At 64.5% G+C, this 12,187-nt stretch carries 11 protein-coding genes; 6 read left to right on the top strand and 5 right to left on the bottom strand.

Features of this window, described 5'->3' with window-relative positions; translation table 11 throughout:
* Window position 1: 1 nt before the first annotated feature.
* Window positions 2-937, bottom strand: a complete 936-nt coding sequence (pheA, locus tag AYX22_RS00915) for a prephenate dehydratase (protein ID WP_207595700.1) — start codon at window positions 935-937, stop codon at window positions 2-4.
* Between the two features lie 30 nt (window positions 938-967).
* The gene (locus AYX22_RS00910; protein ID WP_024818941.1) at window positions 968-1,294 is read right to left on the bottom strand and encodes a rhodanese-like domain-containing protein; all 327 of its coding nucleotides are present in this window, start codon (window positions 1,292-1,294) and stop codon (window positions 968-970) included.
* 156 nt (window positions 1,295-1,450) lie between these two features.
* Here AYX22_RS00910 and AYX22_RS00905 point away from each other — a divergent pair, with 156 nt between their 5' ends.
* The 3 genes from AYX22_RS00905 (at window position 1,451) to AYX22_RS00895 (ending at window position 5,197) form a co-directional block, all read left to right on the top strand.
* Window positions 1,451-2,194: a peptidase E gene (locus tag AYX22_RS00905; protein WP_207595699.1), complete on the top strand. Its 744-nt coding sequence runs from the start codon at window positions 1,451-1,453 to the stop codon at window positions 2,192-2,194.
* Between the two features lie 25 nt (window positions 2,195-2,219).
* Window positions 2,220-3,623 carry an amidase gene (locus AYX22_RS00900; protein WP_242703471.1) on the top strand — a complete coding sequence of 468 codons (1,404 nt, stop codon included), beginning with the start codon at window positions 2,220-2,222 and terminating at the stop codon, window positions 3,621-3,623.
* A 74-nt stretch (window positions 3,624-3,697) separates the two neighbouring features.
* The gene (locus tag AYX22_RS00895) at window positions 3,698-5,197 is read left to right on the top strand and encodes a peptide MFS transporter (RefSeq protein WP_207595697.1); all 1,500 of its coding nucleotides are present in this window, start codon (window positions 3,698-3,700) and stop codon (window positions 5,195-5,197) included.
* A 93-nt stretch (window positions 5,198-5,290) separates the two neighbouring features.
* Here AYX22_RS00895 and AYX22_RS00890 read toward each other — a convergent pair whose 3' ends face one another.
* Window positions 5,291-5,998 (bottom strand): DUF4190 domain-containing protein, encoded by a 708-nt coding sequence (locus AYX22_RS00890; protein WP_207595696.1) that lies wholly within the window; start codon window positions 5,996-5,998, stop codon window positions 5,291-5,293.
* Between the two features lie 217 nt (window positions 5,999-6,215).
* Here AYX22_RS00890 and AYX22_RS00885 point away from each other — a divergent pair, with 217 nt between their 5' ends.
* Entirely contained in the window at window positions 6,216-6,971 is a 756-nt protein-coding gene (locus tag AYX22_RS00885) for a glucose 1-dehydrogenase (protein WP_207595695.1), read from the top strand.
* 200 nt (window positions 6,972-7,171) lie between these two features.
* Window positions 7,172-8,833 (top strand): phosphoglucomutase (alpha-D-glucose-1,6-bisphosphate-dependent), encoded by a 1,662-nt coding sequence (gene pgm / locus AYX22_RS00880; RefSeq protein ID WP_242703470.1) that lies wholly within the window; start codon window positions 7,172-7,174, stop codon window positions 8,831-8,833.
* A 102-nt stretch (window positions 8,834-8,935) separates the two neighbouring features.
* On the opposite strand, the gene AYX22_RS00875 is transcribed toward pgm, so the two are convergent.
* The gene (locus AYX22_RS00875) at window positions 8,936-9,436 is read right to left on the bottom strand and encodes a 2'-5' RNA ligase family protein (protein ID WP_207595693.1); all 501 of its coding nucleotides are present in this window, start codon (window positions 9,434-9,436) and stop codon (window positions 8,936-8,938) included.
* 533 nt (window positions 9,437-9,969) lie between these two features.
* The gene (locus tag AYX22_RS00870; protein ID WP_207595692.1) at window positions 9,970-10,575 is read right to left on the bottom strand and encodes a malonic semialdehyde reductase; all 606 of its coding nucleotides are present in this window, start codon (window positions 10,573-10,575) and stop codon (window positions 9,970-9,972) included.
* Window positions 10,576-10,830: 255 nt separating this feature from the next.
* Between AYX22_RS00870 and AYX22_RS00865 the strand changes: the two genes are divergently transcribed.
* Window positions 10,831-12,186, top strand: a complete 1,356-nt coding sequence (locus AYX22_RS00865; RefSeq protein ID WP_207595691.1) for a solute carrier family 23 protein — start codon at window positions 10,831-10,833, stop codon at window positions 12,184-12,186.
* Window position 12,187 lies beyond the last annotated feature (1 nt).

Here is a 12,187-nt window from a genome sequence, read left to right as displayed (position 1 = left end):
CCTAGGAGCCCTTGAGGATCGAGTCAACCCACGCGTGCGCCGAGGCAAAGGCGGCGTCGGACGTATGCGGGGCCACCACGGCCGGCTGTTTGTCGGCGCGGGCATAGGAGCCCAGGAACCGCGTGGCCGGGCTGATGCGGTGGAGGCCGGCCAGGGCGTCCGCTACCCGTGAATCCGTAGCGTGACCGTCGGCGTCGATGCTGAAGAAGTAGTGGCCCAGGTACTGTCCGGTGGGCCGGGATTCGATGCGGCTGAGGTTCACTCCGCGGGACGCGAACTGGTCCAGGATCTCCATGAGCGCGCCGGGATGGTCCTCAGGCAGCGGGACAACAACGGTGGTCTTGTCAGCTCCGGTGCGGCCCGGAAGAAGGCCGGGTTTGCTCACCAGAATGAACCGCGTGACGGCCTCGGGGTTGTCGCCGATGTCCTCCGCCAGAACATTCAGGCCGGGTTGTTCCGCAGCGACCAGCGGCGCACAAATGGCGGCTTCATACGGCGCATCGTCCTCCAGCAGGCCCATCGCCGAGGCCGCCGTGGACGACCCCGGAACGTAATCGGCGTTCGGAAGGTGCTCATCCACCCACAAGCGGCACTGCGCCCAGGCGTGCCCGTGCGTCGAGATCCTCTTGATGTCGGAAAGTTCGACGCCGGGCCTCGCCACGAGCACGAAGGTGATGGGAACAAGGGCCTCGCGGATGATCCGGAGCTCCTGGCCAGTGGCGATCGCGTCCAAGGTGGCAGTGACCCCGCCCTCCACCGAGTTCTCGATGGGAACCATGGCCGCATCAGCCTCGCCGGCACGGACCCGATCCAGGGCCGTGTTGACGTTGGTGCAGGGAATCCGCGTGGCGTCAGCAGCACCCGGTACTTGCAGGAGGGCGGCCTCGGTGAAGGTGCCCTCGGGACCGAGGAACGTGTAGGTCACTGGTGGCGTCAAGAGATATTCCTTGCTGGTTATATACGCAGGTTAGAGAACAACCGGCTTCAGTCCATTGTCCGAGACCATTGGCTTGCCGGTCTCGAACCACATATCCATGCCCCCTGCTACGTTCACGGCCGAGTAGCCCTGTCCTACGAGCCACTGCACGGCGCGGAAAGAGCGACCGCCGGTGCGGCAGATGACAAAGAGGTCGTCGTCTGGATCCAGCTCATCCAGGCGTGCCGGAAGCTGGTCCATGGGAATGTGGCGCGCTCCTTCGGCATGGCCTGCCACCCACTCGTAGTCTTCGCGGACGTCCAGAATGCTGGCGTCGGCCGGAATGTCGCCCACAGGCACGGTATCGAAGTCGCTCATGGCGGTCCCTTCCCATCGATTAAGTCCAGGATCCAGCCTAGTCCCCACTGCGTGGCACCGTAACTTCGCAGGCGGACCACGCTTGCGCCCCAAGGCCAGGACGCTAAGACTGGGACCCAAGCACTCCCCCAACACTCGCGCGTAAGGAGTACCCCCATGGCTGCTGGGCACCCCACGATTCTGGCGACATCCGGCGGCTACAAGCCCGGCGATCGGACCAGGATCGAGTTCAACCACCTGATGCATTACGCCGTGGAACTGTCCGGCGTCACCGGCCGGGCTCCCCGCGTCACACACATCGGCACAGCCTCCGGTGACCAGCGTTGGTGGGCCGCGGAAATGGACCAAGCCGCCCGCATCGCAGGCTTCGATTTCAGCCACCTCAACCTTTTCACCATGCCCAACATCGAGGACCCGGAGGCCCATCTCCTGGAGCAGGATGTGGTGTGGGTTAATGGCGGTTCGGTGGTGAATCTGCTGGCCGTCTGGCGCGCGCATGGCCTGGACGGGATCCTGCGGCGGGCTTGGGAAGGCGGCGTGGTCCTGGCCGGGGTTTCCGCTGGCTCCATCTGTTGGTACCAAGGCGGCGTGACTGATTCCTTTGGGCCTGAGCTCAAGCCCGTTACCAACGCCCTGGGCTTCCTCCCTTACGGCAACGGGGTCCACTATGACTCAGAACTTCGCCGCGCGCCTGCCATTCACCAGTTGGTGGCCAACGGCACTCTGGGTGAGACGCACTGCACGGACGACGGCGTCGGGCTGGTTTACCGGGGGACGGAACTTGTAGAGGTGGTGTCCGAAGTGAAGAACAAGGCCGCCTTCCGGGTGACCGCCGGAGCGGGCGAGAGCGTAGATGCTGTTGCTGTGGAGGAACGGTTGGAGTCGCGTTTCCTTGGCTGATCCTTACGTGCATGACATATCGCGAATGACGGCTGTTGAGCTCCGTGATGCCCTGGCTTCGGGCGAAGTCTCAGCCAGTGAAGCCACCACCCACTTCTTGTCCATGATCGAAGCCGGAAACAAGCAGCTGGGCGCCTTCGTCACGGTCACCGCGGAACAGGCCCTGCAGGACGCGGCCGCCGCGGATGGGCTGCACGCCAGGCTGAACCGGGAGGGACGCCTGAATGAACTTCCCGTCCTCCACGGCATGCCCACGGCCTTCAAGGACCTCACCGATGTTGCCGGCGTTCCCACCACACACGGCAGCGCGGCCCTTGAGCACAAGCCCGCGCCCGAGGATGGCGCCCTCGCCGCGACGCTGAAGGGCCTCGGCGCCATCTCACTGGGCAAGACCCAGGTTCCGGAGTTCGGACTGACGGCCTACAGCGAAAACCGCGTTGCACCGCCGTCGCGCAATCCGCATTCACTGGGTCGAAGCTCTGGTGGGTCGTCGGGTGGCAGCGCTGCCGCTGTGGCCGCCGGCCTGGTGCCGTTCGCTCCGGGGACCGACGGCGGCGGGTCCATCCGGATCCCGGCCGGCGCGTGCGGCCTGGTCGGGTTGAAACCGGGGCGGGGCGTGGTGCCATCGGGTGCGAGCGCGGGCGACGCAGCCAAGTTGGTGGTTGCCGGGCCGCTGGCAAGAACAGCAGCAGATGCAGCGCTCCTGATGGACGCGCTGGTCCCTCGCGACCAAGCGCCCGACGGCGGATACCTCGCCAACGTGGGGCGGGCACCGGAACCCATGAGAATCGGTGTGACCCTGGATAGCCCGTGGGCCGGCATCTACCCGTTCCAGATCGGGCAGGAAGCGATGGACGCCCTCTCGCTGGGGATCCGGCTGCTGGAAAAGGCGGGCCACAGCGTCACGGAAGCCGAAATCCGCTACGACAACCGCTATCCCGAGGCATTCACCACAGCCTGGACCGCCGGAGTCGGGAGTGCCCGGATAGCACCCCAGCGCGAGGCGTTGCTGACCCCGTTGACCAGGACGTTCCGGCGTCGGGCACAACAGCGGAGCGCGTTGAAGGTCAACGAGGCCCTGGGTTTCCTGCGGCAGTTCGAGCACGACACCATCACGCAGTACTCGGGCTGGGACCTGATGCTCATGCCGACGCTGGCCCAGACACCGCGGCCGATCGGTTGGTTTACCGGAGGCGGGCACAGTGGTGAACTCTGGCCGAGCGAGTGGGCAGGTGACGCCGACGAGGACTACAAACGGCAGTGCGAGTACGCCCCGTGGTCGTCCATGGTGAACGTGTGCGGACTTCCGGCGATCAGCATTCCGGTGCATACGACGCAGGGCGGACTGCCAATGGGGATTCAGCTGGTTGGCCAGCCGGGATCTGAACTGGTGCTCCTCCAGCTCGCGGCGGTCCTCGAGAGCCGCTGAGGCCCGCTGGGCGTGCCTGGGTCGCGCGTCTAACATATGGAAAGTGGTTGCCCCGGGCATTCATCGATGTGACAATGCCCGCAGTCAGTGCCAGCATTAAGAAAATGAGCACACCTCAAACCACGGCTGAGTCCGCAAAGCCAGCGGGCGATACGTCATTCTTCGGCCACCCAAAGATGTTGGCCAGCCTCTTCTCCGTGGAAATGTGGGAGCGATTCTCCTTCTACGGCATGCAGGGAATCCTGCTCTACTACATGTACTTCACCGCCGAGCAGGGCGGTCTCTCCATTGACCAGAGCCTCGCCGCTGGTTTGGTGGGCGCGTACGGTGGCGGCGTTTACCTGTCGACGATTCTCGGTGCCTGGCTCGCCGACCGTCTCTTCGGCTCAGAAAAAGTCCTTTTCGGCTCAGCCATCATGATCATGGCCGGCCACATCGCGCTGGCCCTGCTTCCCGGCATTCCGGGCTTGATCGCGGGCCTGGTGCTGGTGGGCATCGGCTCCGGTGGCCTGAAAGCCAACGCCACGGCGCTGGTCGGCAGCCTTTACGGCGAGAAGGATGAGCGCCGCGACGCCGGCTTCTCCATCTTCTACATGGGCATCAACATCGGTGGGCTCATCGGCCCGTTGGTCACCGGCTGGCTCCAGACGAGCTACGGTTTCCACATCGGCTTCGGCGCCGCGGCCGTGGGCATGGCGATCGGCCTGGTCATCTACTCGCTGGGCCGCAAGAGGCTCCCCGAGGAAGCACACCGCGTCCCCAACCCCCTCCCGGCGAAGGACCGCACCAAGTACGGCCTGATCTTCCTGGCCATCCTGATCGTCATTGGCGTGTTGCTCGGTACAGGGATCGTCAACGCCAACAACCTGGCCCGGAGCATGGCCTACGCTGCCATCGGCGCCGCAGTGGTCTACCTGTTCCTGATCTTCCGCAGCCCGCTGGTCACTGGCGTGGAGCGCAAGCGCGTAGTCGCTTTCATCCCCTTGTTCATCGCTTCAGCCGGGTTCTGGGCACTGTTCCAGCAGCAGTTCACGTTCATCGCCGTGTACTCCCAGGAAAAGCTGGACCGCAACCTGTTCGGCTGGGAAATGCCTGCCGCATGGGTCCAGTCCATCAACCCGGTGTTCATCATCATCTTCGCCGGCGTCATGGCTGCCCTGTGGACCAAGCTGGGCTCCAAGCAGCCGAGTTCGCCGCTGAAGTTCTCCGCCGGCCTGTTCATCATGGGCTTGGCGTTCCTTGCGTTCATCCCGCTGGCCGGCGAAGGCAAGACCCCGCTGTTGGCCTTGGTGGGAATCCTGTTCATGTTCACCCTGGCGGAACTGTTCCTCTCCCCCATCGGCCTGTCCGTGAGCACCAAGCTCGCCCCGCAGGCCTTCCACACCCAGATGGTGGCGCTGTTCTTCCTGTCCGTCTCGCTCGGCACCACGCTGGCCGGAATCCTCGCCGGCCTCTACAACCCCGATGACGAGCTCCCGTACTTCCTGGGCATCGGCAGCGTGGCAGTGGTCCTGGCTGTTGGCCTGGCTGCAGCGTCGCCGGCAATCAAGAAGCTGATGGGTGGCGTTCGGTAACAGCCGTAACGGACTGACGTTAAACGACGACGGCGGCCCTTGCGTTCGGTGGGTTTCCCACCTGACGCAAGGGCCGCCGTCGTACGCGTTTATTTAGTAGTTGTAGCTGCTGGTGGAAGCACCGATCGCAGCGAAGAAGATGATGCCGAAGATCACCGTCAGCGCAATGCCGATGTATCCCATCACCAGGCCGGCGATGGCCATGCCCTTGCCCGCAGGCTCGCGCTTGAGGCCGAGGTGGCCCAGGATCACGGCGGCGATCTGCGGCAGGATGAAGAATCCGAACCCAACAAAGATGGCGATACCGCAGCACATGCTGGCAATGCTCAAACCCTTGGGCTCGGCCTGCATGGCGTAGTACGCAGGCTGGCCGTACGGCGACTGCGGCTGGCCGTAAGGCTGCTGGCCATAGGGCTGCTGACCGAACGTCTGCTGCTGCTGGTACGGGCTGGGCGGCTGGCCGTACGGCGACGGCGGCTGCTGGCTGTAGTCGCCCGGCGTGTAGGAACCCGTGCTGGCGGGCGGCTGCGGCTGGGCATAGAAGTCATTCTGGCCCTGGGCGTTATGCGTGTACGCGTCCTGCGCGTAGGAGTCCCCGTGCGCGCTCTGCTCATAGGGCGGGAGGGGCTGCGTGGCGTTGGCGCTCTCGCTTGATGCGCCCTGGTCCGGTGCGCCCTGGTGCGGTGCGCCTTGGCCCGGCGCGCTCGACTCGGGTGCGCTGAACTGTGCAGGCGGGACGTACTGCGGCGGTTCGTAGCCCGCCGGCTTGTCCTCGTTGGCCTTGGATGGTTGATCTGACATAGGAATCCCCCTGAAAGTGGTCTTTGCTCCCAACACTACCGCCGTCCGGGGCGCCGCATAAGGTAGCGCGCATTGATGGCATGGGCATAACAACCCATCCGCAAAGATTCATGCATAAGCATGGAATATTCTCGAGTCGGACTCGGTTTATAGGAGTAGCGACTTAAGCAGCGCTCACCAAGTAAATCGGCGGGATCCGTCCCGCGAAGGAGGAATCATGGGTAACTTCGAAGGCAAGACCGCGCTCGTCACCGGCGGCGGCTCAGGGCTTGGGGAAGCGATCAGCAAGGACCTCGCCAAGAACGGCGTCAAGGTAGTAGTTACTGACGTCAACCTCGACGCCGCCACCCGCGTGGCCAACCAGATCACGGCCGACGGCGGCACTGCAGTTCCGTTCCAGGCCAACACTGCCGTGGCCGAGGACAGCAAGAAGGCGGTCGACTTTGCCGTGGAGACGTACGGCGCCCTCAACTACGCCGTGAACAACGCGGGCATCGGCGGGGCAAGCGCTCCGGTGGGCGACGTCGATATCGAGGATTGGGACCGGGTCATCGCCATCAACCTGAGCGGCGTCCTGTACGGCATGCGTTACCAGATCCCGGCCATCCTGGCCGCTGGCGCTTCCGAAGGCGCCATTGTGAACATGGCCTCGATCCATGGCGCCGTCGCTGCCCCCGGCAACGCCGCCTACACCGCTGCCAAGCACGCCGTGGTGGGCTTGACCAAGAACGCTGCTGCCGAATACGGCGCGCAGGGTCTCCGCGTCAACGCAATCGGCCCTGGCTACATCGACACTCCCTTGCTGGCCGCCGCCCCGAAGGAAGTCATCAACGGGCTCGAGGCCAAACACCCGCTGGGTCGTTTGGGTAAGGCCGATGAGATCGCGAACGTCACCACGTTCCTCCTCTCCGACAAGGCCAGCTTCATGACCGGCTCCTACGTGCTGGTCGATGGCGGTTACACGGCCGTCTAGCACTGGTTTTGGACCGCTCCGGCCCGGTTCACCAACCGGGCCGGAGCATTTTTCTGCCATACCACCCGCCGCTGAACGAACGCTTAATCTTCGCGTCGCTGGGCTTCGGTCGCGGCAAGTTTGGTGCCTTTCGGCGTCACAGGGCGCTCAACACGGTCATTTCCTGTCAGCAGCCGCGAGGGTCTGGCATGCTGGACCCCATGGCTAGCCGAGCGGGCACAGTTGCCCTTCCCCAGGACCTTGTTGACATCACAGCCCTGCTGGACGCGTATTTCGACGTAGCTCCGGACTTGGGTGATCCCGCGCAGCGTGTGGCGTTTGGAACGTCGGGACACCGCGGATCCAGCTTGAAGGCATCCTTCAACGAGCCGCACATCCTCGCGATCACGCAGGCAATCGTTGAATACCGTGGACGCCAGGGCATCACCGGCCCGCTGTTCATTGGTCGTGACACCCACGCCCTCAGCGAGCCGGCGCAGAACTCCGCCTTGGAGGTGCTCGCCGCCAACGGCGTGACCGTCCTGGTGGACGCCCGCCACGGCTACACTCCCACCCCGGCTTTGAGCCACGCGATCCTCAAGTACAACCGCGAAGCGGCGCCAGGCACCCCCCAGGCCGACGGCATCGTGGTCACTCCCAGCCACAACCCTCCCGGCGACGGCGGCTTCAAATACAACCCTCCCCACGGCGGCCCTGCTGACACGGATGCCACCGGATGGATCGCCGACCGCGCCAACCAGCTTCTGGAAAATGGCCTCCGTGGGGTCAAGCGCATCCCGTTGAACGATGCCCTGAGTGCTGACACCACCGGCAAGTTCGACTTCCTCAGCAGCTACGTGGACGATCTCCCCTCGGTGCTGAACCTCGACGCCATCCGCAACGCCGGTGTCCGCATCGGAGCCGACCCCATGGGCGGCGCCTCCGTGGATTATTGGGGCGAGATCGGCGAGCGCCATCAGCTCAACCTCACCGTTGTGAACCCCACAGTCGATCCACAGTGGGCGTTCATGACCCTCGACTGGGACGAGAAGATCCGCATGGATTGCTCGTCGCCGTCGGCCATGGCGTCCCTGATCAAGCGGATGGCCGTTGGTGCTGATGGCACCGCCGCTTATGACGTCGCCACAGGTAACGACGCCGACGCCGACCGCCACGGAATCGTGACACCGGACGGTGGCTTGATGAACCCGAACCACTATCTGGCTGTCGCCATCGACTACCTGTACCGGAACCGCAGCGGCTGGAACCCGGAATCCGTGGTGGGCAAGACGCTGGTTTCCTCCTCGATCATCGACCGCGTTGCCGGTGGACTAGGCCGCAAGCTGGTTGAGGTTCCCGTGGGCTTCAAGTGGTTTGTTCCGGGCCTGCTGTCCGGCGAAGGCGCCTTCGGTGGCGAGGAATCCGCCGGCGCTTCCTTCAACAAGCTCGACGGCAGCGTCTGGACCACGGACAAGGACGGCATCCTGCTGGCCCTCCTGGCCTCGGAGATCACCGCCGTCACGGGGTCCTCTCCTTCACAGCTGTACAAGGGACTGACGGACCAGTTCGGAGCACCCGTTTACGCTCGCATCGACGCCGCCGCCACGCGCGAGCAGAAGTCCAAGCTGGGCAAGCTCTCCGCCGCTGATGTCACCGCCACGTCCCTTGCAGGCGAGGACATTACGGCCAAGCTCACCGAGGCACCCGGCAACGGCGCTTCGATCGGCGGCCTGAAAGTGGTCACCGAGAACGCCTGGTTCGCGGCCCGCCCCTCCGGTACCGAGGACGTTTACAAGATCTACGCCGAGTCCTTCAAGGGCGCGGACCACTTGAAGCAGGTGCAGGAAGAGGCCAAGGCGCTGGTGGACGGGGTTATCGCCTAGTACCGCCCAGCTTGCGACGCCGGCGACGCGCATATCTGCTGGCGCCACCGAAACGGGCTGAGGACACCTGAATTCGAGTGTCCTCAGCCCGTTTCCGCGTCTTCAATCGCCTTCCGCGTCCTGCGTCCAGAGCCTAAGGACTCGGCGGATGGTGTGGTCACCTTCGGGCGCCATGTCCACCAGCGCTACGTGGTCAAGCACGACGACGTCTCCGGACTTGGGTCGCTTGCCGTCGTGGTGCGAGATGTGCGGCCTGTAGTGGTCCAGGATGTAGTTGGGGGTGGCGATGCGCCCGCCTGCTGCCTTTGCTGCCTCGACAATCTCTTCGTGCAGCCCCTGAAGCAGCGGGTTGTGCTCGATGAGACTGACCGGGATGGACCCCATATGCCCGAAACCCGCCTCTCCGCCCACCCGCAGCTGCGCACCCAGCGCTCCCTTGACGGGTGCTTCGGCCAAGTCCGCCAATACACCGGCGACGTCGGCACTCACGTCAGTCCCGACGTCGAACCTTAACAGCGTGATGTGCAGCGGCCAGTCGCTGCGCGGAAAAACCAGCCCCGGAGAGACGGGCTCCGTGAACGCCACCCAGATGAGGTTCCGCATAGGCATTAGTTTGCCACCCGCCGACCAACCCTCTCTCACATCCCTCGGGCTTCCGGCCAACCCTCTCTCACACCCCTCGGGCTTCCGGCCAACCCTCTCTCACACCCCTCGGGCTTCCGGCCAACCCTCTCTCACACCCCTCGGGCTTCCGGCCAACCCTCTCTCACACCCCTCGGGCTTCCGGCCAACCCTCTCTCACATCCCTAGGGTCGAGGGAAGGACATGCAACGCTGGGGGAATGTGAGGCTAGAGGCTTGGCACGTCATGGTTTTACTCATACTGCTGCTTGTGGCCGCCGTAGTGATCGTGGCGGTGACCCTACTCGTCCGCTGAGTCATCAGAGCGGCAGATCATCGGGATCGGGGAAATCGATCCGAGCGGGAGTGAGAGAGCGTCGGCCGCAAACCCGAGGGACATGAGAGAGCGTTGGCTGCAAACCCGAGGGACCTGAAAGAGCGTCGGCCTCAAGCCGCCGGCAATGCAAAACGCCCGCCCACATTCCTGTGAGCGGGCGTTTTTTGCAATGTGAGGTCTTAGACAGTGCGAACAACGTCGTCGTATGCGAACTTCGGCTTGGCTTCGCCCCAGGCGTCGGGGCCTGGGTGGCCGATGTTGACCACGAGGAAGCTCTTCTGGTCGCCGGCCGGGAAGAACTCGGCGTCGATGGCGGAGAAGTCGGCGCCGGTCATCGGGCCAGCGGCGAAACCGAGCGAGCGCACGGCCAGGATGAAGTAGCCGGCCTGCAAATGAGCGTTGTTGTTGCCCGTAGCAGCGGCGAAAGCGGGATCGGCGTCGTACATGGCCTTGGGCGCGCCGTAAGCGGGCAGGAACTTGTCCCACTGACCCTGCCAGTCGGTGTCGTAAGAGAGGATGGCGACCAGCGGGGCGGAGGCGGTCTTGGCCTTGTTGCCGTTGGAGAGGGTGTCCACCAGCTTGGCGCGGGCCTCATCAGAGCGGACGTAGGTCACGCGGAGCGGCTGGGAGTTGAAAGCGGTGGGGCCGAACTTGGTGAGCTCGTAGATGGCGCGGGCCTGCTCTTCGGTGACCTCGCCGGCAAAGCTGTTGGCGGTACGGGCTTCGGCAAAAATGGCGTCGACTGCTGCGGCGTCAATGACTGCTTCTTCGTGGGCAATCGTCATTTGGTGAACCTTTCGCTGGGCCTGACCCTGAGCCGGCCGGGCACTTCTGCTTTCCATGGTTGCAACTTCAACTTCCGTTGTCCTCTTCCCGTGACGGCCCGTGACGTTGAGCACACAGCGTGACTCCGCGTGTCGTTTCCTTGCGTTGTGAGGCCCGCTTGGCGCGTTATTCACCGCGCGAGGCGCGTAGAGCAGGCCCCGCAATGGCGGTAATGTTGCACCGAATCCCAACACTCTTCTGAGGAAGGCCCCGCCATGAGCATGCTCGGCATGAAATGGAAGCTCCACGGCAACGGCAAGTCCGTCCGGCCCGGCCACGTGGTGGCACCCGACGAGCGGCTGGCGTGGCCCCTGACCATCGGCATCGGCATGCAGCACGTGGTGGCTATGTTCGGCGCGACCTTCCTGGTCCCCATCATCACGGGCATGCCTCCGGCCACCACCCTGCTCTTCTCGGGTATCGGCACCCTGCTGTTCCTGGTGATCACCAAGGGCCGCGTGCCCAGCTACCTGGGGTCGAGCTTCGCGTTCATCGCCCCGATCATGGCGTCCCAGCAGCAGTACGGCGTGAGTGGCGCCTTGGGCGGCGTGGTGCTTGCCGGCGTCGTACTGGCGCTTATCGGTGCGGTGGTCCAGAAGTTCGGCGCCGAGTGGATCAACCGGTTGATGCCGCCGATCGTCACCGGCGCCATCGTGGCGCTGATCGGCCTGAACCTGGCGCCGGCCGCAAAGGCGAACTTCGACCTCGCGCCGGTTACCGCACTGATCACGTTGGTCACGATCATCCTGGTTTCCGTTCTATTCCGCGGGATTCTGGGGCGCCTGAGCATCCTGGTGGGCGTTGTGGTGGGTTACCTCGTGGCGATGATGCGGGGCGAGGTCAACTACGAAAAGATGGACGCCGCCGCGTGGATTGGCCTGCCGCTGTTCCAGACGCCCGAATTCCACATCGGCGTGGTGGGTCTGTTCGTGCCGGTTGTGCTGGTGCTCGTTGCTGAGAACGTGGGGCACGTGAAGTCGGTGGCCGCGATGACAGGCCAGAACCTCGACGGCGTCTCCGGCCGCGCGCTGATGGCCGACGGCGCCGCGACGGTTCTTGCCGGGTTCGGCGGCGGTTCCGGTACCACGACATATGCGGAGAACATCGGCGTCATGGCCGCCACAAAGGTCTACTCGACGGCGGCCTACTGGGTTGCCGGTGTCTTCGCCATCCTGCTGAGCTTCTCCCCGAAATTCGGCGAGCTGATTGCGACCGTACCGCCGGGCGTCCTGGGCGGTGCCGCGACCATGCTGTACGGCATGATCGGCGTGCTCGGCGTCAAGATCTGGGTGCAGAACAAGGTCAATTTCTCCAACCCGATCAACCTGACGACGGCCGCTGTGGCTTTGATCATCGGCATTGCTGACTACACCTGGACCATTGGCGAGCTGAAGTTCACGGGCATTGCCCTTGGTTCCGCTGCTGCCCTGGTGATCTACCACGGCATGAAGGGTCTGGCTCGCTGGCGCGGGACTGTGGCCGAGCCGGAGACCGAGACGGCGGGGCTGCCGCCTGCGGTGAAGTCTGCGGTGAACGCTGCGGCTAAGCGGACGGGGAAGAAGGGGAAGTAGG

It is taken from the genome of Arthrobacter sp. D5-1, from assembly GCF_017357425.1.
Taxonomy (GTDB): domain Bacteria; phylum Actinomycetota; class Actinomycetes; order Actinomycetales; family Micrococcaceae; genus Arthrobacter.
The sequence above is the reverse complement of the archived record's forward strand: the minus strand, read 5'-3'. Positions and strand labels throughout refer to the sequence as shown.

Coding starts and splice junctions, on each gene's coding strand:
- AYX22_RS00910 (WP_024818941.1), bottom strand. CDS start 1,294: ATGAGCGACTTCGATACCGTGCCTGTGGGCGACATTCCGGCCGACGCC.
- AYX22_RS00905 (WP_207595699.1), top strand. CDS start 1,451: ATGGCTGCTGGGCACCCCACGATTCTGGCGACATCCGGCGGCTACAAG.
- AYX22_RS00900 (WP_242703471.1), top strand. CDS start 2,220: ATGACGGCTGTTGAGCTCCGTGATGCCCTGGCTTCGGGCGAAGTCTCA.
- AYX22_RS00895 (WP_207595697.1), top strand. CDS start 3,698: ATGCCCGCAGTCAGTGCCAGCATTAAGAAAATGAGCACACCTCAAACC.
- AYX22_RS00890 (WP_207595696.1), bottom strand. CDS start 5,998: ATGTCAGATCAACCATCCAAGGCCAACGAGGACAAGCCGGCGGGCTAC.
- AYX22_RS00885 (WP_207595695.1), top strand. CDS start 6,216: ATGGGTAACTTCGAAGGCAAGACCGCGCTCGTCACCGGCGGCGGCTCA.
- pgm (WP_242703470.1), top strand. CDS start 7,172: ATGGCTAGCCGAGCGGGCACAGTTGCCCTTCCCCAGGACCTTGTTGAC.
- AYX22_RS00875 (WP_207595693.1), bottom strand. CDS start 9,436: ATGCGGAACCTCATCTGGGTGGCGTTCACGGAGCCCGTCTCTCCGGGG.
- AYX22_RS00870 (WP_207595692.1), bottom strand. CDS start 10,575: ATGACGATTGCCCACGAAGAAGCAGTCATTGACGCCGCAGCAGTCGAC.
- AYX22_RS00865 (WP_207595691.1), top strand. CDS start 10,831: ATGAGCATGCTCGGCATGAAATGGAAGCTCCACGGCAACGGCAAGTCC.